The sequence below is a fragment of the Streptomyces sp. NBC_00028 genome (genome assembly GCF_045041065.1).
GTDB lineage: Bacteria > Actinomycetota > Actinomycetes > Streptomycetales > Streptomycetaceae > Streptomyces.
In genome coordinates, this window is sequence record NZ_CP108293.1 from 3936201 (window position 1) to 3955582 (window position 19382).

A 19382-nucleotide genomic window follows, 5' to 3' on the forward strand; every position below is an offset into this window, starting at 1 on the left:
GCGTCTCGGTCGGCTGAAAGGCTGGACCATCCAGTTGGCCGAGACGGGTGGGCGGCTGGGAAACGGGGGTCTGGAGGCGGAGCCCCCAGGGCCGCGAACCCCACGCACCCGCACCCGCACAACCGACGAGAGGCTCACCCCGGTGCACGACGACCTCATCACCCAGGCCCGGACATGGCTCGCCGAGGACCCCGACTCCGAGACCCGTGACGAACTCGGCAAGCTCATCGAGGCCGGGGACGTCACCGAGCTCACCGCCCGCTTCAGCGGCACCCTCCAGTTCGGCACCGCGGGCCTCAGAGGCGAACTCGGCGCCGGCCCCATGCGCATGAACCGCACCGTGGTCATCCGTGCCGCGGCCGGCCTCGCGGCGTACCTGAAGAAGCAGGGAAGGACCGGCGGCCTCGTCGTCATCGGCTACGACGCCCGCCACAAGTCCGCGGACTTCGCCCGCGACACCGCCGCGGTGATGACGGGCGCCGGACTCCGCGCCGCCGTCCTCCCCCGCCCCCTGCCCACCCCCGTCCTCGCGTACGCCATAAGGCACCTCGGCGCGGTCGCCGGTGTGGAGGTCACCGCCAGCCACAACCCGCCCCGCGACAACGGCTACAAGGTCTATCTCGGCGACGGCTCCCAGATCGTCCCGCCCGCCGACGCGGAGATCGCGGCGGAGATCGACGCGATCGCGAGCCTCAACGACGTCCCTCGCCCGGACGCCGGCTGGGAGACCCTCGACGACGCCGTCCTCGACGCCTACCTGGCCCGCACGGACGCCGTACTCGCGCAGGACTCCCCCCGCACCGCCCGCACCGTCTACACGGCGATGCACGGCGTCGGCAAGGACGTCCTGCTGGCGGCCTTCGCCCGCGCCGGCTTCCCCGCCCCGGAACTCGTCGCCGAACAGGCCGAACCCGACCCGGACTTCCCGACCGTCGCCTTCCCCAACCCGGAGGAGCCCGGCGCGATGGACCTCGCCTTCGCGAAGGCCCGCGCCACGGACCCGGACCTGGTCATCGCCAACGACCCGGACGCCGACCGCTGTGCCGTCGCCGTCAAGGCGGACGGCGACTGGCGGATGCTGCGCGGCGACGAGGTCGGCGCGCTGCTCGCCGCGCACCTGGTGAACCGCGGGGCACAGGGCACGTTCGCCGAGTCGATCGTCTCCTCCTCGCTGCTCGGCCGGATCGCCGAGAAGGCGGGTCTGCCGTACGAGGAGACCCTGACCGGCTTCAAGTGGATCGCCCGCGTCGACGGTCTGCGGTACGGCTACGAGGAGGCCCTCGGCTACTGCGTGGACCCGGAGGGCGTGCGGGACAAGGACGGCATCACGGCCGCCCTGCTCATCACCGAACTGGCCTCCGAGCTCAAGGAGGAGGGGCGCACGCTCCTCGACCTCCTCGACGACCTCGCCGTACAGCACGGCCTGCACGCCACCGACCAGCTCTCGGTGCGCGTCGAGGACCTGTCGGTCATCGCCGACGCCATGCGCCGCCTGCGTGAGCAGCCGCCCACCGAGCTGGCCGGTCTCGCGATCACCAGGGCCGAGGACCTCACCCAGGGCACGGACCGGCTCCCGCCCACCGACGGTCTGCGGTACACCCTCGACGGCGCCCGGGTCATCGTCCGTCCCAGCGGCACCGAGCCGAAGCTGAAGTGCTACCTGGAGGTCGTCGTCCCCGTCGCGACGCACGCCGACCTCCCGGCGGCCCACGCCAGGGCGACGGACGTACTGGAGACGATCAAGCGGGACCTGTCGGCGGCGGCCGGCATCTGACCCACCGGCCCGTTGGGGTGTCCCGACCCGTCCCGACCCGTCGGGGCACCCCAACGGGTGATTTCCCGCCCCCTGCCCCCATACCTCCACCCCCTGACCGGCTCCCCGGGAAACGGTGAGCGGACGACCCGTCCGCCGCACGCCCCGGAGCCGCCCCGTGTCCTCGACCGCCCCCAGCATCCCGGGCAGCCGGCGACCCGACACCGCGCCCACGGCCCGCCCCGCCGCGCCCGTCCTGCACCGGGCCGCCCCCGCGCTCCTCGCCTACGTCGCCGTACGTGTCCTGGGCCTGGTGTTCCTCTCCTTCTGGGCGCACCACCAGGGCCACGGCGTCTGGCCGATCCTGGCGACGCAGTGGGACGCGGACTGGTATCTGGGCATCGCCGACCACGGCTACGCGCACGAGCTGGGCACCGCGTACGACGCGAACAACCTGGCGTTCTTCCCGCTCTACCCGGTGCTGGTGAAGGCGGTCGCGGCCGTCACCCCCGGCACCCGGGCCACCACGGGCCTGCTGATCGCCGTGCTCGCCTCGCTCGGCGCGGCCTGGGGCGTGTTCGCGGTGGGCGACCGTCTGCACGGCCGCCGCGCCGGCATCCTGCTCACCACCCTCTGGGCCGCGTTCCCGGTGGGCCTGGTGCAGTGGATGGGTTACACGGAGTCCCTGTTCACGGCGTTCGCCGCCTGGGCCGTGTACGCCCTGCTCGCCGACCGTCCGCTCACCGCGGCCTGGCTCGCGGTCCTGGCCGGCCTGACCCGCCCGACGGGCGTCGCGGTCGCCGCGGCGGTGACGGTGACGTGTCTGCTCGCCCTGCGCCGCGGGTTCTCCGTACGCGCTCTCGCCGCCGCCCTGATCGCCCCGCTCGGCTGGTGCGGGTACGTCGGCTGGGTGGGGCTTCGTCTGGGCCGCTGGGACGGCTACTTCGCCGTACAGGCGCTGTGGCGCAACGAGGTGGACGGCGGCCGCGAGACCCTGCGGCGGTTCCGGGAACTGCTGGTGCGCGACTCGACGCCGGAGCTGTTCCTCGTCCTGGTGACGTGCACGCTGCTGGTGTCGGTGGCGCTGTTCGCGCTGAGCCTGCGGGACCGCCAGCCGCTTCCGCTGCTCGTGTTCACCGGCGTGCTGCTGGCGATCGTCCTGGCCAGCGGCGGTGTCTACTTCCCGCGCGCCCGCTTCCTCCTGCCGGCGTTCCCGCTCCTGCTCCCCCTCACCGTCCGCCTCCTCCGCCTCCCCGCCCACTACCGCGCACTGGTGCTGACGGGGGCGGTGCTGGGGTCGGCGTACTGGGGGGCGTACATGGTGCTGGTGTGGCCGAGCGCGCCGTAGGGCACCGGCCTACGGCATGAGGTAGAGGGCCGCCGCCCAGGCGAGGAGCAGGGCGAGCGTCACCGGCCACAGGCGGCGGTCCCGCTCCCGTGCGTCGATCTCGCCGGTCGGCCGGGCCGACGGGTCCTTCCACATGGCGGTGATCTCGGCGGCGACCTGTTCGTAGGGGTGGACGAAGCCGAGTTTCCGCTCCAGCCATCGCCAGCGCAGGCTGAACGCCTTCCACTCCGAGAAGGTGGCCCGCCGGCTGTCGATCCTCAGCTCGGTGCCCTTGCAGCGGACGATCCGGATGTGGTCCCACGCGATGTGCCGGGTGCGCCGCACCCCGTTGAACCAGAGCCCGGCGCTGTCCGCCGTGATGCGCCAGCCGACCCAGTAGGTCAGCACCCAGGCTCCGCAGAGGGCGAGGACGCCGCCGGCGCCCCACCGCCACACCCCGGTCTCGCCCCACAGGTTCTGGCCGGCCCACAGCACCACCGCCGTGGCGGTGAGCCGGTCGGGCCATCCGGCATGCCAGCGCCCCAGGGTCACCGGCATCGGTACGGCAGCGGCCTGGCTCCGCCCCTCCTCCGCCGCGGCTCGCTTCTCCTTGACGAGCGCGCGGTTCACAGCGCGGTCGGAGAGCGGCCGTACGGGCCCGGTCGAGTACTCGGCGACGGGCGGCTCGTCCGGGTCCTCGTCGGCGGCGAGGAGCACGATCTCGGCACCGTCGTAGGGGGTCCCGTACAGGACGGCCTCGCGCAGCGGCCCGGGAGCGTCGTCGTCGAGCCGGTCGAGGAGGGCGTTCAGCTCCTCCTCGTCGAGCTCGTCGTCGTCCTCGGTATCGGAACCGTCGGCCTCGTTCTCCTCCTCGTCCAGCTCCAGCGTGGAGACGGTGAACAGCGGCCGCAGCGCGCCCAGGTCATCGGCGGCGAAGACCTCCGCGTCCACGTCCGCGTTCTCCCGCACCAGCACCCGCAGCACCGGCACCGGCTCCCGGCGCAGTGCGACGGCCCGGCGGCGGCCCAGCGCGGCGGAGAGCAGGACGGTCAGCCCGAGACCGGCCCCGTAGAGGCCCGCGGTCGCGGCCCCCTCCCGGTCGACGACGTCGTCCCAGACCCCGGAGGTGACACGCACCGCGACACCGGCCGCCAGCACGGCGGAGCCGAACCAGGCCAGCCCCTTCCCGCGGGTCACCGGCAGCTCGGCGTACGGCACGGGCGCGGTGACGCCCCCGGCCGCCGAGAGAGCCGCCGCGCGCTGCCGATTCCGGGCGGCGAGCCGTGTCTCGGCGGCCCGTGCGCACAGCCCCGCGAGGACGGCGCAGGCCAGGAAGAGCGGCCAGGAGGGCTCCAGTGCCACGGCCATGACGACCGCCGTCGGCGCGGTGAACCGTACGACCTCGGGCCGGGTCACCAGCCAGACCGCTTGGAGGGCCATGAACGCGGCGGCCACAGGCGGTACGCCCCCGTCCGTGACGGCGACCAGCGTCAGCGCGGCGCCGAGGCCCAGCAGCACCACCGCCATCACGGCCTCGGTCCGCGGCCGCGAGGGCACCCGGCGCGACGGAAGCGCCCGCGTCCAGTGCCGCGCCTCTTCCCCGCTCCAGGGCGCGCAGCCGTCGGGTATCGCGTGGGCGGGCAGCGGCAGGGGCAGCTGAGGATTCGTACTCATCGTCTTCCAGACACTCGGACCACGCCGGTGGTTGCGGTCCTCGGATCCGGCACGGCCGAGGCGGGGCAGATCATCACCCCGGAAGCTGTGAACCCGTGGGTCAGCCCGTCGCGATCAGGATCGCCAGCAGCACCGCACCGGCCACCATCGGCGCCAGCACCTCGTACGCCCAGCGCACCGACACCTCACCCTGCGCGCTCTCCGCCTTCTCCCGCGCCTCCCACAGCTCGCGCAGCTCGTCCATGACCTTGTCGGTCTCGGCGCGCAGCGGACCGTCGGCGGCATCGGCGGCGGCAGCGGTGGAACCGGCGCCGGGGAAGCCGAGCCCGCCCGTCCCCCGGGAACGCCCGCCGCCCGACTCCGCCCGGGCCGTGCGCCGCGCCGCCTTCTTGCGGGCGCGCAGGGAGACCGGGATGGACCAGAGCTGGTACTTGGTGCCGGAGGCGGCGACGACCTCGTTGGAGTAGCTGGAGCGGAAGGCGGCGACCTGGCCCCAGGGCAGCACGATCACGCGGAACGGGTTGCGGACCCGCATCCGGTCCTCGCCGGCGAAGACGGCCGGGCGCAGGGTGAAGGCGGCGACCAGCGGGATCACCAGGATCATCGCGGCGAGCGCCAGCCAGGGCGTCCGGCCCGTGCCCTGGACCAGGGCGTCGATGCCGAGCCACACGGCGATGGCGAGCAGCAGCACGCCTCCGGCGATGGCCGCGGGTGAGCGGTAGATCCGGTCCTTGGTCGTCATGGGCCCGATTGTGCCCGACGGGTACGGCGGCGCTCGTCAGTGGTGGGGCCCGATGCGATGAGCACGCGGGGCTGTACAGCCGCTACGCGCGTAGATATGCTCGGCTGGTGACCATGCCCACCACTGCATCTCCCGCACACGCTCTTACGGACGTGACCGCGTCCGACAGCACGCTGCGTCGCTTCCTCCACGGGCTGCCCGGCGTCGACACGGTCGGCCTGGAGGCGCGCGCCGCGTCCCTCGGCACCCGTTCCATCAAGACCACCGCGAAGGCGTACGCCATCGACCTCGCCATCTCGATGGTCGATCTGACGACGCTGGAAGGCGCGGACACCCCGGGCAAGGTCCGGGCGCTCGGCGCCAAGGCGGTCCGCCCCGACCCGACCGACCGGACGACCCCCGCGACGGCGGCCGTCTGCGTCTATCCCGACATGGTGGCCGCCGCCAAGGAGGCCGTCGCCGGTTCGACCGTGAAGGTCGCCTCGGTCGCCACGGCCTTCCCGGCGGGTCGCGCGGCCCTGGCGGTGAAGCTCGCCGACGTGCGCGACGCGGTCGCCGCGGGCGCCGACGAGATCGACATGGTCATCGACCGCGGGGCGTTCCTCGCGGGCCACTACATGAAGGTGTACGACGAGATCGTCGCCGTGCAGGAGGCCTGCGGGACCAGCGCCCGCCTCAAGGTCATCTTCGAGACCGGCGAGCTGTCGACGTACGACAACATCCGGCGGGCGAGCTGGCTCGGCATGCTGGCCGGCGCCGACTTCATCAAGACGTCCACCGGCAAGGTCGCGGTGAACGCGACCCCCGCGAACACCCTCCTGATGCTGGAGGCGGTCCGCGACTTCCGCGCCCAGACCGGGGTACAGGTGGGCGTGAAGCCCGCCGGCGGCATCAGGACGACGAAGGACGCCGTGAAGTTCCTCGTCCTGGTCAACGAGACCGTGGGCGAGGACTGGCTGGACAACCACTGGTTCCGCTTCGGCGCCTCCTCGCTCCTGAACGACCTGCTGATGCAGCGTCAGAAGCTGGCCACCGGCCGCTACTCCGGCCCCGACTACGTGACGGTGGACTGATCCACATGGCATCTGCATTCGAGTACGCACCGGCACCCGAGTCCCGCTCGGTCGTCGACATCGCGCCGTCCTACGGCCTGTTCATCGACGGCGAGTTCGTGGAGGCGGCCGACGGCAAGGTCTTCAAGACCGTCTCGCCGTCGACCGAGGAGGTCCTGTCGGAGATCGCCCAGGCGGGCGAGGCGGACGTCGACCGTGCGGTGGGGGCCGCCCGCAAGGCCTTCGAGAAGTGGTCGGCGCTGCCCGGCGCCGAGCGCGCCAAGTACCTGTTCCGCATCGCCCGGATCATCCAGGAGCGCAGCCGTGAGCTGGCCGTCCTGGAGACCCTGGACAACGGCAAGCCCATCAAGGAGACCCGCGACGCGGACCTGCCCCTGGTCGCCGCGCACTTCTTCTACTACGCGGGCTGGGCCGACAAGCTCGACCATGCCGGCTTCGGCGCGAACCCGCGTCCGCTGGGTGTGGCCGGTCAGGTCATCCCCTGGAACTTCCCGCTCCTGATGCTGGCGTGGAAGATCGCCCCCGCGCTCGCCACCGGCAACACGGTCGTCCTGAAGCCGGCGGAGACCACGCCCCTGTCGGCGCTGTTCTTCGCGGACATCTGCCGTCAGGCCGGTCTCCCCAAGGGCGTCGTCAACATCCTTCCGGGATACGGCGACACGGGCGCCGCGCTGGTGGCCCACCCCGACGTCAACAAGGTCGCCTTCACCGGCTCCACGGCCGTCGGCAAGCAGATCGCCCGCACGGTCGCGGGTACGTCGAAGAAGCTGACCCTGGAACTGGGCGGCAAGGGCGCGAACATCGTCTTCGACGACGCACCGATCGACCAGGCGGTGGAGGGGATCGTCAACGGCATCTTCTTCAACCAGGGCCAGGTCTGCTGCGCGGGCTCCCGCCTCCTCGTCCAGGAGTCGATCCAGGACGAGCTGCTGGACTCCCTCAAGCGCCGTCTGTCCACGCTCCGTCTCGGCGACCCGCTGGACAAGAACACGGACATCGGCGCGATCAACTCCGAGGAGCAGCTGACCCGGATCACCTCGCTCGTCGAGGCGGGCGAGGCGGAGGGCGCCGAGCGCTGGTCGCCGGCCTGTGAACTGCCCACCTCCGGCTACTGGTTCGCCCCGACGCTGTTCACGAACGTCACCCAGGCGCACACCATCGCGCGGGACGAGATCTTCGGCCCGGTGCTGTCGGTGCTGACCTTCCGTACCCCCGACGAGGCGGTGGCGAAGGCCAACAACAGCCAGTACGGCCTCTCCGCCGGCATCTGGACGGAGAAGGGTTCGCGGATCCTCGCCGTGGCCAACAAGCTGCGCGCGGGCGTCATCTGGTCCAACACGTTCAACAAGTTCGACCCGACCTCGCCGTTCGGCGGTTACAAGGAGTCGGGCTTCGGCCGCGAGGGCGGTCGGCACGGCCTGGAGGCGTACCTCGATGTCTGAGCGACTTTCTGTCTTCAAGACCTACAAGCTGTACGTCGGGGGCAAGTTCCCGCGTTCCGAGAGCGGCCGGGTGTACGAGGTGACCGACTCCAAGGGCAACTGGCTGGCGAACGCACCGCTTTCGTCCCGCAAGGACGCCCGTGACGCCGTGGTCGCCGCCCGTAAGGCGTTCGGCGGCTGGGCAGGCGCGACGGCGTACAACCGCGGCCAGATCCTGTACCGGATCGCGGAGATGCTGGAGGGCCGCAAGGCGCAGTTCGTGCGCGAAGTGGCCGACGCCGAGGGCCTGTCCAAGTCCAAGGCCGCCGACCAGGTCGACGCGGCGATCGACCGCTGGGTCTGGTACGCGGGCTGGACCGACAAGATCGCCCAGGTGATCGGCGGCGCCAACCCGGTGGCGGGCCCGTACTTCAACCTCTCCTCGCCGGAGCCGACGGGTGTCGTCACCGTGCTGGCCCCGCAGGAGTCGTCCTTCCTGGGCCTGGTCTCGGTCGTCGCCCCGGTCATCGCGACCGGCAACACGGCGATCGTGATCGCCTCCGAGAAGGCCCCGCTGCCCGCCCTGTCCCTGGGCGAGGTGCTCGCCACCTCCGACCTGCCCGGCGGTGTGGTCAACGTCCTGTCCGGCCGTACGGCGGAGATCTCGACGCCGCTCGCCGCGCACCAGGACGTCAACGCGATCGATCTGGCCGGCGCCGACGCCGTACTGGCGAAGGAGCTGGAGATCGCGGCGGCGGACAACCTGAAGCGGGTTCTGCGTCCACAGCCTGTGGACGACTGGGTCGCGACTCCGGGCATCGACCGCATGACGGCGTTCCTGGAGACGAAGACGGTCTGGCACCCGACGGGTTCGCTGGGCGCGTCGGGTTCGTCGTACTGACGGGCTGCCGAGCCGTACTGACGGGCTTCTGAGACCGGAGAGCCGCGTCTCCCCTCCGTCCGGGGGAGACGCGGCTCTCCGCTGCGCCCGGCGGTGGTCTCAGCCGTTGCCCAACAGGCCCGTGACCTGCCCGACCACCGGCATGCTCCCGATGGACTGGGCCTGTGCCACCGGCGCCGTGAGCATCTGCGAGGTCATGGGCTGGAAGTCGGCGACCTGCGTGCCGAGTCCGTTGTCGAGGGGGTCGACGCCGGTACCGGCGAGGGGGTTGGGCTTGAGGCCGGCGACCGGGCCGGTGACATAGCCGACCGTGTTCGTCAGGCCCTGGAGGCCGGCCTGCGGGTCGATCCGGCCCAGCGAGGTGGGGCGGGTGTGCACCAGCTCGTCGACGGGCTGGGTGTCCGCGGCGGCCGACGCGGCGCCTGCGCCCAGGGCCACGCCCGCGGTCGCGAGGGCGGCCAGCGCGCGCTGGGCGGTGGGAGTGGAGGAGGACGCGTGTCGGGCCATTGCTGCTGCCACCTTCGACTTGCACAGGGTAATCAGGTCGACACGAAGGGTAGTTGACGTGTGACGCGCGCTTCAAAGCCGACCCGCGGGGTCGTTGAACAGCAGGTGAATGCCGCACACTGGTGTCCCGTGAGTTCCCCTTCGTCCATACCGACGCGAGTCGTGCTGCTCTGCGGCCCCTCCGGCTCCGGCAAGTCCCTTCTCGCGGCCCGCTCCGGCCTGCCGGTGCTGCGCCTCGACGACTTCTACAAGGAGGGCGACGACCCGACGCTGCCGCTGGTGGCGGGGAGTTCCGACATCGACTGGGACCACCCGCAGTCGTGGGACGCGGACGCGGCGGTGGCGGCCATCGCCGAACTGTGCCGCACGGGCCGTACGGACGTCCCGCAGTACGACATCTCGCTGAGCGGCATCACCGGCGCCGAGACCGTCGACATCGGCCGGACCCCGCTGTTCATCGCGGAGGGCATCTTCGCCGCCGAGATCGTCACCCGCTGCCGGGAGGCCGGCGTCCTCGCCGACGCGCTGTGCCTGAGCCGCGGTCCCTTGCAGACGTTCCGCCGCCGCTTCCTGCGGGACCTCAAGGAGGGCCGCAAGTCGGTGCCGTTCCTGCTCCGCCGCGGCTGGCGGCTGATGCGCCTGGAGCGCACGATCATCACCCGGCAGACCGCCCTCGGCGCCCACGCCTGCGACAAGGACGAGGCGCTGGGCCGGCTGGCGGCAGCGGCGGCGGGACGCCGTCCGGCGGCTTCGACACAGGCGGGCTGAACGACCGCGGCGCCTCCACCGTCGTAGGACCATGACGACGATCAGATGTGGAGCACTGCTGGTGACGGCCGCGATGCTGGCCCTGACCGGATGCACGGAGTCAGGCGGCGGCTCGGCCTCCTGCTCGGGACTGGTGACCTATGACGGGCGGGGCTATCTGCCCACCGAGAAGTCCGTCTTCACCGTCGGCGCGCGGCTCGGCACCGCCACGGTCGAGGCCTGCGACGACACCGGGGACGGCGTGGACAACGGCTCCGCCGAGCGACGGACGGGCGCGTACGCGATCGAGGGCGTGGACCCCGCCGAGAGCGTCGCCGTGGGGGACACCCCCGCCGACGCGGCTCCCATGACGGCCCGCTGACCGCACACCAAAGCGGGACTGGACGGACCCCCCGGCCCTCCAGCCCCGCTTCTTGGTGCTCCCCCGTACTTTCCCCCGTACTTTCCCCCGTGGTGCTTCCCCCGTGCGGCGACCCCCCGGTCACCGCTCCCCCGTGTTACCGCGCCACCCCGCTACCGCTTCCCCCGTGGTGGCGCTCCCCCCAACCCTCAGGCGACAAGCTCCCCGAAGGCGTTCTGCTCGTCACGGTCGTGGCTGAGGACCTCGTCCTCGCGCAGCCGGCGGAGCGACCGCCAGATGCTGCTCTTGACCGTGCCGACACTGATGTCGAGGATCTCGGCGATCTCCGGGTCGGTGCGGCCCTCGTAGTAGCGCAGGACCAGCATCGTGCGCTGGAGTTCGGGCAGCCGGGCCAGCGCCTGCCACAGGACGGCGCGCAGTTCGGTGCCGCGCATCGCGTCCGTGTCGCCGGGCGTCTCCGGCAGTTCCTCGGTCGGGTACTCGTTCAGCTTGCGGCGGCGCCACGCGCTGATGTGCAGATTGGTCATGGTGCGGCGGAGGTAGCCCCCGACCGCGGCCTTGTCACTGATCCGGTCCCATGCCTTGTACGTCGAGAACAGCGCGCTCTGCAGCAGGTCCTCGGCCTCGAAGCGGTCACCGGTGAGGTGGTAGGCGGTTGCGTACAGGGAGGCGCGGCGCTCCTGGACGTAGGCGGTGAACTCCGCCTCCGACAGCGAACGACGCTCCCCCGAGCCCTCCCCGTACGCGGCTCCCCCGTGCGTTTCCCCCGTGAAACCGTCAACCACCGTCATGTACGCGGTGTGCTGACGCCCGGCGCCGCGAGCGCACCCCCGCCCGCTCACGGCACCGGACTTCTCGGAACCCCGGCCCCCGTTCACGTCGTGCAGACGCGTGATCACTGCGCTGGTGCTGTTGCTGTGCAGCGTGTTCATCTCGCGCCCCCCGTCGTGGACTTCCGGTGTTCGGCTTGTTGCGTGGTGCTCGGCGTCTTGCTTCCTTGCCTGTGCCGAGAAGCTTGCCCTCGCACCTTCATGGCCGTGTCCGCCGACTGTCACAGACCTGTCACAGGGGCTTGTCTCAGGAATCGCACAGGCCGATCACCGAGAGCAGCGGTATGTGCACGTACCCGTACAGGTGTCGAAACCCCACCCCACCATGGGCCAGAATGAGCCCCGTGCCTTCCCTGTTGCTGATCGAGGACGACGACGCCATCCGTACGGCCCTGGAGCTGTCTCTGACGCGCCAGGGTCACCGGGTTGCCACGGCTGCCACCGGTGAGGACGGTCTGAAGCTGCTGCGCGAGCAACGGCCGGACCTGATCGTGCTGGATGTGATGCTGCCCGGCATCGACGGGTTCGAGGTGTGCCGGCGCATCCGGCGCACGGACCAGTTGCCGATCATTCTGCTGACCGCGCGCAGCGACGACATCGACGTGGTCGTCGGCCTGGAGTCCGGCGCCGACGACTATGTCGTCAAACCCGTGCAGGGTCGGGTGCTCGACGCCCGTATCCGTGCCGTGCTGCGGCGCGGCGAGCGCGAGGCGAACGACGCGGCGACGTTCGGCAGTCTGGTCATCGACCGTGCCGCCATGACCGTCACCAAGAACGGCGAGGACCTTCAGCTCACGCCGACCGAGCTGCGGCTGCTCCTGGAGCTGAGCCGGCGGCCCGGTCAGGCCCTCTCCCGGCAGCAACTCCTGCGCCTGGTCTGGGAACACGACTACCTCGGTGACTCGCGGCTCGTCGACGCGTGTGTGCAGCGGCTGCGCGCCAAGGTCGAGGACGTGCCGTCCTCCCCGACCCTGATCCGTACGGTCCGCGGTGTCGGCTACCGGCTGGACTCGCCTCAGTGACAGCACCGCAAGGGGGGGTCCGCGGCTGGGCCGCGGCTCGCAAGGGACATCTGTCGCGGCTGCGTTTCACCAGTCTGCGGCTCCGGCTCGTCGTCGTCTTCGGTCTCGTCGCGCTCACCGCCGCCGTGTCCGCGTCCGGGATCGCGTACTGGCTCAACCGCGAGGCCGTCCTCACCCGCACCCAGGACGCGGTGCTGCGGGACTTCCAGCAGGAGATGCAGAACCGCGCGGGCCTGCTGCGCGCCCGTCCGGAACAGTACGAACTCCAGCGCACCGCCCGGGAGATGGCGACCAGCAGTCAGCGCTTCAGCGTGCTGCTCGTCGCGCAGAACGCGGCCGGCGAGGACGTGTCCGCCAACTCCGGTGCCCTGAACGGCTTCTCGCTCCAGGACGTGCCCAAGTCGCTGCGTACGGCGGTGGGCGAGGAGCAGAAGGTCGACTCCAACAACAAGTACGCGTACCACCTGTACTGGCAGCGGGTGGTGGAGGACGGCACCCCGTATCTGGTGGCCGGTACGAAGGTCATCAACGGCGGCACCACCGGGTACATGCTCAAGTCCCTGGAGCCGGAGGCGAAGGACCTCAACTCGCTCGCCTGGTCGCTCGGTATCGCCACCGGTCTCGCGCTGATCGGCTCGGCGCTGCTCGCGCAGGCCGCCGCCACGACCGTACTGAAGCCGGTGCACCGGCTCGGTGTCGCCGCGCGCAGGCTTGGCGAGGGCAAGCTCGACACGCGCCTGAGGGTGTCGGGCACGGACGAACTCGCCGATCTGTCACGGACGTTCAACGACGCGGCCGAGGCGCTGGAGAAACGGGTCGACGACATGGCCGCGCGGGACGAGGCGTCCCGGCGGTTCGTGGCGGACATGAGCCATGAACTCCGTACGCCGCTCACCGCGATCACCGCCGTGACGGAGATCCTGGAGGAGGAGCTGGAGGCGGAGTCGGGGTCGATGGACCCGATGATCGAGCCGGCCGTCCGGCTCGTCGTCAGTGAGACGCGGCGCCTCAACGACCTGGTCGAGAACCTCATGGAGGTGACCCGCTTCGACGCGGGCACCGCCCGTCTGGTCCTCGACGACGTCGACGTGGCCGACCAGATCACCGCCTGCATCGACGCCCGGGCCTGGCTGGACGCGGTCGACCTGGACGCCGAGCGCGGCATCCACGCCCGTCTCGACCCACGCCGGCTCGACGTCATCCTCGCCAACCTCATCGGCAACGCCCTCAAGCACGGCGGCTCGCCGGTGCGGGTCGCGGTGCGGACCGCGGACTCCGAGGTCGTCATCGAGGTGCGCGACCACGGGCCCGGCATCCCCGAGGACGTCCTGCCGCACGTCTTCGACCGCTTCTACAAGGCGAGCGCCTCCCGCCCCCGTTCCGAGGGCAGCGGACTCGGCCTCTCCATCGCCCTGGAGAACGCCCACATCCACGGCGGCGAGATCACCGCCGCCAACTCCTCCGAGGGCGGAGCGGTGTTCACCCTGCACCTGCCCAGGGACGCGTCGGAACTGGCGCGGGAGGGCGAGGAGAAGAAGAGTTGACGAACCTACGACGCCTCCTCGCGCTGCCGGCGCTGGCCGCGCTGCTCACCGGATGCGGCATCCGGGCCACCGAGGTCCCGACGGACTTCGGTCCCGCCCCGTCCCGGGTGGCCTGTTCCGCCTCCTCGCCGGACATCTCGACGCAGTCCTCGCGCGGGCTGCCCGTGCAGGTGTTCCTGCTGTGCGGTTCGTCGCTGGTGGCCGTCGACCGGACGGTGAGCGTCGAGGACGGTACGCCGGACTCGCGGCGCCGGGTCCAGGTCGCGCAGGAGCTGCTCAACCAGCTCGCGACGGCGCCCTCGACCGCCGAGCGGGAGGCCGGGTACACCACCACGGTCCGCGACGGCATGACGGTGAGCGGACCGCACCCCGACGACCCCGAGGACACCCTGAGGCTCAGCTTCCCGCCGGACGCGCTCACGGGCTCCGCCCTCGCCCAGATCGTCTGCACGTTCTCCGACTCCGCGGCGGCCGAGGGCGACGGCTCGGTCATCCTCGGCGGCCCGGACAAGACCCCCCTGCGCGCCTACGAGTGCACAGACGACGTCCGCACCGACCCGAACCACGAGAAGCCCCCGTCGTCGGAGGTCACGGAGGGCTGACCAACGCACGAGGACGGCCGGTCGAGGTCGGCGGTCGGCCAGCGGCGGCGGCGGTGGTTCGCGGCGGGTCGGCGGAACGGCACCGGCGGGCGAGGGACGGGCAAGATGCCTGCGGATGGAGCCCCCTCGCGAGCGGACTGACGAGCGGCTGACGCACGGCACCTCGCGGCGGCCGATGAGCGACGGCTGACGGCTGGGCGGACCGGCGTCGGGCGGCTCACGGCGGGCGGTCGGCGGGCCCTCGAGGGACGGGCAGGCGGTCTGCGGGTGAGGTGGCTCGTGGGCCGGCTCGTGTCAGGGGGCGGCGTGGAGCTGTGGCGCACGCCTCACCCAGGCGCTTCGGGGGGTTCCGGAACCGATCGCGCCGGGAGCGGCGTCTTGGGGGGCGTGCAGCGTCAAGGCTTCATCGGCGGCAACGCCGCGATCCGTGTCCGTGCGGCAGGGGGTGTCCTCCTGGCCGCACATCTCGCGTTCGTCGCCTGGTTCACGCTGCGTCCGCTGGACGTGCCCTGGGTGATGCCGCCCAATCTGACGCCGCTCGCCGGCATCCGGGCCGACTGGGCCCTGGGGTGGCCCGGGGCGGCCCGGCGGATCGCCGAGGGCCTGGTCCTGCTGGCCCCGCTGGGCGTCCTGCTCCCGGCGGCCCACGGCAGGCTGGAGGCGTCTCCGCTGGGGTCCCTGATCCGTACGGCGGCCGCCGGTTCCCTGGTCTCCCTGGGCGTCCTGCTCCTCCAGACCGGTGTGCCCGGCCGGGTCCCGGACGTCGACTCCCTGCTCCTCAACACGGTCGGCGTGATGCTCGCCCACCTCGCCGTCGTGCCCGCGTCCCGTTCCTGGCTGCGCCGCCGCTCCGAGCGCCACGCGCGGGCCGCCGTCCCGCAGGAGGAAGCGGCTCAGGGTCGAACCCCGACGTTTCCCAGGGTCGGGATCGCACCGTAGAGCGACGCTTTGCCCCCTTCGTCTCCGTAGCGTTGATGGCAGATGAGGCGACCGGAAGAACCCGGACGAGAAGCCTCTGACCCGACGCTCACGAAGGAGCAGCTGATGAACCGCCTCGCCCGCCCCACCCACGGCCGCATGATCGGCGGAGTGTGCGCCGCGCTGGCTCGGCGCTTCGGCACCTCGGCGACCACGATGCGGGTGATCTTCCTGCTCTCGTGTCTGCTGCCCGGCCCGCAGTTCCTGCTCTACATAGCCCTGTGGATCCTGTTCCCGTCCGAGGGCAAGGCCGACCGGACGCAGGCCGCCTGGTAACTCCCGTCCGTACGTACGCCGGTGGGGCGCACCCTCGAAACAACGGGGTGCGCCCCACCGGCGCGTACGAGGAGCAACGGGGTTCAGCCGAGCGGCAGGCCGTTCAGGCCGGTGCCGCTGCCGCCGGGCAGAACCTTGCCGACCGGCAGACCGCCGAGCAGACCGGCGACCGGCGCGGTCGGACCGTCGGCGAGCACCCGCTCGGCGGCCGGCTGCGCTGCGGCCAGCCCCGCTCCCAGCGCCGGCTGCGCCTGCGACAGGGCCTCACCGGCACCGGGCAGCGCCTGGGCGACGTTCTCCGCCGGGAGCGTCTTGGTGACGGTGTCCAGGGCCTGGGAGGCGTCCGGGACGGCCGGGGCGGCGCTGGCGGCACCCGCACCGGCGGCGGCGAAGGCGGCACCGAGGGCGGCGACACCGAGGGTCTTGGCAGCAGACTGCTTCATGAAATTGCGTCCTCGAAATGGGATGACGGGGTGTGAGCGGTCCACGACCGTAAACACGCCAGGCCACCCGCCGCAAACATCGAAATGCGGACGGATTGTGAATACCCGCCCGCATTCCGAGGCGCGCAATATCCCCCGATCAGCCCTCTTCCGCTACAGAACCGCTGGTGGAGGCGGTCTGCTGGAACAGCCATTCGGACTTCAGCTCGGCATATCCGGGCTTGATGACGTCATTGATCATCGCCAGTCGTTCATCGAAAGGAATGAACGCTGATTTCATCGCATTGACGGAGAACCACTGCATGTCGTCGAGCGTGTAGCCGAACGCCCCGACCAGGTGCTCGAATTCCCGGCTCATGCTGGTGCCGGACATCAGCCGGTTGTCGGTGTTCACGGTGGCCCGGAAGTGCAGCCGCCGCAGCAGCCCGATGGGGTGCTCGGCATAGGAGGCGGCGGCCCCGGTCTGGAGGTTGGAGCTCGGGCACAGCTCCAGCGGGATCCGCTTGTCGCGGACGTAAGAGGCGAGCCGGCCGAGCTTCACGCTCCCGTCGTCCCGCACCTCGATGTCGTCGATGATCCGCACCCCGTGCCCGAGCCGGTCGGCACCGCACCACTGGAGCGCCTGCCAGATCGACGGCAGCCCGAAGGCCTCTCCGGCGTGGATGGTGAAGTGGTTGTTCTCCCGCTTGAGGTACTCGAAGGCGTCGAGGTGCCGGGTGGGCGGGAACCCGGCCTCCGCGCCCGCGATGTCGAAGCCGACGACGCCCAGGTCGCGGTAACGGTTGGCGAGTTCGGCGATCTCCAGCGCACGGGCGGCGTGCCGCATGGCGGTGAGCAGAGCGCCGACGCGGATGCGGTACCCGTCCTCCCGGGCCCGCCGCTCGCCTTCCCGGAAGCCCTCGTTGACGGCCTCGACGACCTCTTCGAGGGTCAGCCCCTTCTCCAGGTGCTGCTCGGGCGCGTACCGCACCTCGGCGTAGACGACCCCGTCCGCGGCGAGGTCCTCGGCGCACTCGGCAGCGACCCGCACCAGCGCGTCCCGCGTCTGCATGACACCGACGGTGTGCGAGAAGGTCTCCAAGTACCGTTCCAGCGAACCGGAGTCGGCGGCCTCACGGAACCAGATGCCGAGCTTGTCGGCGTCGTGCTCGGGGAGTTGGCCGTACCCGGTCTCCCGGGCGAGCTCGACGATCGTGCCGGGACGCAGCCCGCCGTCGAGGTGATCGTGCAGCAGAACCTTGGGCGCTCGGCGGATCTGGTCCGAGCTCGGGGTGTTCCCCATCCGGTCAGTCTGGCTCGTCATTTCCGCACTCTAACTCCTACGCGCGTAGATCGCGCGGTGTACAACACCGCCGATACGTAACGGTGACCGCCCCGCAGGGTGGCGTACACCCTTGCTTCTGACACTGTTCTGTCATGGCACAGCAATCGACGCCGGTTCGCACGGCCCGGCTGGGGCGGGCACCGGGTCCGGAACCGACGGCGGTGAGCGGGGTGGTGCTGCTGCTCCCCGGCGGCGAGGAGACCTCCGAGCGCCGACCGTCCCCCATGCTGGCGAACGCCTCCGTCCGCGCCCTCGGCCGCCGGCTGACCCGCGCGGGCCGCGAGGACGGTCTGGCCACGCATGTCGTCCACTACCGCTATCGCGGCTGGAACGGCTCCGAGGCCCATCTGGCGCGGGACGCCGCATGGGCCGCGGACGAGGTCGTACGACGCTACGGCGATGTCTCCGTGTGCCTCGCCGGGGTCGGCATGGGCGGACGGGCGGCGCTCCACGCGGGCGGGCACGAAGCCGTCAACTCCGTGGTGGCGCTGGCTCCTTGGCTGCCGGAGGAGGATGTGGCGGCGGCACCCGAACCGGTGAAGCAGCTCGTGGGGCGGCGGGTGCTGGTCGTGCACGGCACGCATGACGAACGTACGGACCCGGAGCTGTCGTTCCGGCTCGCGTCACGGGCGAAGAAGGCGAACCGGGATGTGTGCCGGTTCGAAGTGCACGCCGATGGCCACGGGTTGCGGCAGTACCGGGACGAAGTGCTGGCGCTGGCGGAGGACTTCGTGATGGGGGCGTTGTTCGGGAGGCCGTTGTCGCGTCCGGTGGAGGACGCGTTGGCCGCGCCGCCGCCGTTGGGGTTGCGGATGCCGTTGGCTTCTGGGTTCGGGCGGTCTTTGCGGCGGTAGAGCTAGGTCAACAGGCTTCCCCTCTTGGAGAGCAGGAACTTCTTGAAGGCGGCCACTGGGGGTGTGTCCGGGTGGCCGTCGAGCCAGGCAACGCCGATTTCCCTCGCCGCCCTCGGTGCCGTGACCGTCAGTTCCGCCACCCCCGGGCGCGCCACGGCCGGCGGGGGGAGGAGTGCCACCCCCAGGCCCGCCGCCACCAGGCCCCTCAGTGTTTCCGCCTCCTCCCCCTCGAAGGCCACCCTCGGGCGGAAGCCCGCCTCCTTGCACAGGTCGTCGGTGATGCGGCGCAGGCCGTAGCCCGGCTCCAGGGTCACGAAGGTCTCGTCGGCGGCCTCGGCGAGGCGGACGCGTTTGCGGGAGGCGAGCGGGTGGTCGGCGGGGACGACGAGGCGGAGCTTCTGCTCGTCCAGGCGGCGGGCCACGAGGTCGGGAGCGTCCGGCACCGGGGAGGTGAGACAGAGGTCCAGCTCGCCCGCCCTGAGCCGTTCGATCATCGCCTCGCCGTAGTTCTGGACGAGGCTGAAGCGGACGCGCGGGTGGTCGGCGCGGAAGGCGCGGATCAGGCCGGGGACCGTCTCCGAACCCATGGTGTGCAGGAAGCCGAAGGCGACCTTGCCGGTGGCCGGGTCGGCGTCGGCGCGGACCTCCTCGGCGGCTCGGTCGATCTCGGCGAGGGCGCGTTCGACGTGCTGGAGGAAGGCGCGGCCGGACGGGGTGAGGGAGACCGTGCGGCCGATGCGGGCGAACAGGTCGACGCCCAGGTCCTGTTCGAGGCGGACCATCGCTCGGGAGAGCGTGGACTGGGGGACGTTCATCTCCAGGGCGGCCCGGGTGACGTGCTCGGTGCGGGCGACCCCGGCGAAGTAGGCGAGCCGCGGGGCCAGCAGCAACGACATCTCGGTCATGTCTTCTGTGTCACTGGACGGTGACAGACGGGGCTGTGAGCTGGGTTGATGCACCATGGGAACGATTATGGCGAGTT

20 protein-coding genes are annotated in these 19382 nt (G+C 71.6%); 13 read left to right on the forward strand and 7 right to left on the reverse strand.

Annotated features, from left to right (window positions below; genetic code table 11):
• Positions 1-142 precede the first annotated feature (142 nt).
• Both OG885_RS17330 and OG885_RS17335 read left to right on the forward strand, forming a co-directional pair.
• Positions 143-1774: a phospho-sugar mutase gene (locus OG885_RS17330; protein WP_405732122.1), complete on the forward strand. Its 1632-nt coding sequence runs from the start codon at positions 143-145 to the stop codon at positions 1772-1774.
• 157 nt (positions 1775-1931) lie between these two features.
• On the forward strand, positions 1932-3101 hold the full coding sequence (locus OG885_RS17335; RefSeq protein ID WP_405732125.1) for a hypothetical protein: 1170 nt from the start codon (positions 1932-1934) through the stop codon (positions 3099-3101).
• Between the two features lie 9 nt (positions 3102-3110).
• On the opposite strand, the gene OG885_RS17340 is transcribed toward OG885_RS17335, so the two are convergent.
• A complete protein-coding gene (locus tag OG885_RS17340) occupies positions 3111-4754 on the reverse strand; it encodes a hypothetical protein (protein ID WP_405732128.1) in 1644 nt (547 codons plus the stop codon).
• Between the two features lie 100 nt (positions 4755-4854).
• On the reverse strand, positions 4855-5496 hold the full coding sequence (locus OG885_RS17345) for a PH domain-containing protein (RefSeq protein ID WP_405732131.1): 642 nt from the start codon (positions 5494-5496) through the stop codon (positions 4855-4857).
• A 107-nt stretch (positions 5497-5603) separates the two neighbouring features.
• On the opposite strand from OG885_RS17345, the gene deoC reads away from it, so the two are divergent.
• The 3 genes from deoC to OG885_RS17360 are packed head-to-tail and all read left to right on the forward strand — an operon-like array spanning position 5604 to position 8891.
• Entirely contained in the window at positions 5604-6569 is a 966-nt protein-coding gene (gene deoC / locus OG885_RS17350) for a deoxyribose-phosphate aldolase (protein ID WP_405732133.1), read from the forward strand.
• Between the two features lie 5 nt (positions 6570-6574).
• The gene (locus tag OG885_RS17355) at positions 6575-8011 is read left to right on the forward strand and encodes an aldehyde dehydrogenase family protein (protein ID WP_405732136.1); all 1437 of its coding nucleotides are present in this window, start codon (positions 6575-6577) and stop codon (positions 8009-8011) included.
• The gene (locus OG885_RS17360; protein WP_405732139.1) at positions 8004-8891 is read left to right on the forward strand and encodes an aldehyde dehydrogenase family protein; all 888 of its coding nucleotides are present in this window, start codon (positions 8004-8006) and stop codon (positions 8889-8891) included. The genes OG885_RS17355 and OG885_RS17360 overlap by 8 nt, the downstream gene beginning before the upstream one ends.
• Positions 8892-8990: 99 nt before the next feature.
• Here OG885_RS17360 and OG885_RS17365 read toward each other — a convergent pair whose 3' ends face one another.
• On the reverse strand, positions 8991-9398 hold the full coding sequence (locus tag OG885_RS17365; protein ID WP_405732142.1) for a hypothetical protein: 408 nt from the start codon (positions 9396-9398) through the stop codon (positions 8991-8993).
• Between the two features lie 60 nt (positions 9399-9458).
• Between OG885_RS17365 and OG885_RS17370 the strand changes: the two genes are divergently transcribed.
• Positions 9459-10166: a uridine kinase gene (locus OG885_RS17370; protein WP_405732145.1), complete on the forward strand. Its 708-nt coding sequence runs from the start codon at positions 9459-9461 to the stop codon at positions 10164-10166.
• Between the two features lie 31 nt (positions 10167-10197).
• Positions 10198-10527, forward strand: a complete 330-nt coding sequence (locus OG885_RS17375) for a DUF6281 family protein (RefSeq protein ID WP_405732147.1) — start codon at positions 10198-10200, stop codon at positions 10525-10527.
• Positions 10528-10715: 188 nt separating this feature from the next.
• On the opposite strand, the gene OG885_RS17380 is transcribed toward OG885_RS17375, so the two are convergent.
• Positions 10716-11459, reverse strand: coding sequence for a SigE family RNA polymerase sigma factor (locus tag OG885_RS17380; protein WP_399949037.1), 744 nt, complete (start codon positions 11457-11459; stop codon positions 10716-10718).
• A 242-nt stretch (positions 11460-11701) separates the two neighbouring features.
• On the opposite strand from OG885_RS17380, the gene afsQ1 reads away from it, so the two are divergent.
• The 5 genes from afsQ1 (at position 11702) to OG885_RS17405 (ending at position 15779) form a co-directional block, all read left to right on the forward strand.
• A complete protein-coding gene (afsQ1, locus tag OG885_RS17385) occupies positions 11702-12379 on the forward strand; it encodes a two-component system response regulator AfsQ1 (RefSeq protein WP_055611283.1) in 678 nt (225 codons plus the stop codon).
• On the forward strand, positions 12376-13923 hold the full coding sequence (locus OG885_RS17390) for an ATP-binding protein (protein WP_405732151.1): 1548 nt from the start codon (positions 12376-12378) through the stop codon (positions 13921-13923). The genes afsQ1 and OG885_RS17390 overlap by 4 nt, the downstream gene beginning before the upstream one ends.
• Positions 13920-14525, forward strand: a complete 606-nt coding sequence (locus OG885_RS17395) for a hypothetical protein (RefSeq protein ID WP_405732154.1) — start codon at positions 13920-13922, stop codon at positions 14523-14525. Before OG885_RS17390 ends, OG885_RS17395 begins: the two co-directional genes overlap by 4 nt.
• Before the next feature lie 387 nt (positions 14526-14912).
• Positions 14913-15464, forward strand: coding sequence for a VanZ family protein (locus OG885_RS17400; RefSeq protein ID WP_405732157.1), 552 nt, complete (start codon positions 14913-14915; stop codon positions 15462-15464).
• Between the two features lie 105 nt (positions 15465-15569).
• A complete protein-coding gene (locus OG885_RS17405; protein ID WP_059193179.1) occupies positions 15570-15779 on the forward strand; it encodes a PspC domain-containing protein in 210 nt (69 codons plus the stop codon).
• Positions 15780-15862: 83 nt separating this feature from the next.
• Here OG885_RS17405 and OG885_RS17410 read toward each other — a convergent pair whose 3' ends face one another.
• Together OG885_RS17410 and OG885_RS17415 are read right to left on the reverse strand one after the other, a co-directional pair.
• Positions 15863-16222, reverse strand: coding sequence for an ATP-binding protein (locus OG885_RS17410; protein WP_405732160.1), 360 nt, complete (start codon positions 16220-16222; stop codon positions 15863-15865).
• 139 nt (positions 16223-16361) lie between these two features.
• The gene (locus OG885_RS17415) at positions 16362-17525 is read right to left on the reverse strand and encodes an adenosine deaminase (protein WP_399949047.1); all 1164 of its coding nucleotides are present in this window, start codon (positions 17523-17525) and stop codon (positions 16362-16364) included.
• 113 nt (positions 17526-17638) lie between these two features.
• On the opposite strand from OG885_RS17415, the gene OG885_RS17420 reads away from it, so the two are divergent.
• The gene (locus OG885_RS17420; RefSeq protein WP_399949049.1) at positions 17639-18400 is read left to right on the forward strand and encodes an alpha/beta hydrolase; all 762 of its coding nucleotides are present in this window, start codon (positions 17639-17641) and stop codon (positions 18398-18400) included.
• 2 nt (positions 18401-18402) lie between these two features.
• Here the strand turns inward: OG885_RS17420 and OG885_RS17425 are convergent, their stop codons facing one another.
• A complete protein-coding gene (locus OG885_RS17425; RefSeq protein ID WP_405732165.1) occupies positions 18403-19362 on the reverse strand; it encodes a LysR family transcriptional regulator in 960 nt (319 codons plus the stop codon).
• Between the last annotated feature and the right edge of the window lie 20 nt (positions 19363-19382).

Bases quoted from the DNA above. Each gene is read 5' to 3' on its own strand.
- OG885_RS17340 (WP_405732128.1), bottom strand. From the start codon at position 4,754: ATGAGTACGAATCCTCAGCTGCCCCTGCCGCTGCCCGCCCACGCGATA.
- OG885_RS17345 (WP_405732131.1), bottom strand. From the start codon at position 5,496: ATGACGACCAAGGACCGGATCTACCGCTCACCCGCGGCCATCGCCGGA.
- OG885_RS17355 (WP_405732136.1), top strand. From the start codon at position 6,575: ATGGCATCTGCATTCGAGTACGCACCGGCACCCGAGTCCCGCTCGGTC.
- OG885_RS17360 (WP_405732139.1), top strand. From the start codon at position 8,004: ATGTCTGAGCGACTTTCTGTCTTCAAGACCTACAAGCTGTACGTCGGG.
- OG885_RS17365 (WP_405732142.1), bottom strand. From the start codon at position 9,398: ATGGCCCGACACGCGTCCTCCTCCACTCCCACCGCCCAGCGCGCGCTG.
- OG885_RS17375 (WP_405732147.1), top strand. From the start codon at position 10,198: ATGACGACGATCAGATGTGGAGCACTGCTGGTGACGGCCGCGATGCTG.
- OG885_RS17380 (WP_399949037.1), bottom strand. From the start codon at position 11,459: ATGAACACGCTGCACAGCAACAGCACCAGCGCAGTGATCACGCGTCTG.
- OG885_RS17405 (WP_059193179.1), top strand. From the start codon at position 15,570: ATGAACCGCCTCGCCCGCCCCACCCACGGCCGCATGATCGGCGGAGTG.
- OG885_RS17410 (WP_405732160.1), bottom strand. From the start codon at position 16,222: ATGAAGCAGTCTGCTGCCAAGACCCTCGGTGTCGCCGCCCTCGGTGCC.
- OG885_RS17415 (WP_399949047.1), bottom strand. From the start codon at position 17,525: ATGACGAGCCAGACTGACCGGATGGGGAACACCCCGAGCTCGGACCAG.
- OG885_RS17420 (WP_399949049.1), top strand. From the start codon at position 17,639: ATGGCACAGCAATCGACGCCGGTTCGCACGGCCCGGCTGGGGCGGGCA.
- OG885_RS17425 (WP_405732165.1), bottom strand. From the start codon at position 19,362: ATGGTGCATCAACCCAGCTCACAGCCCCGTCTGTCACCGTCCAGTGAC.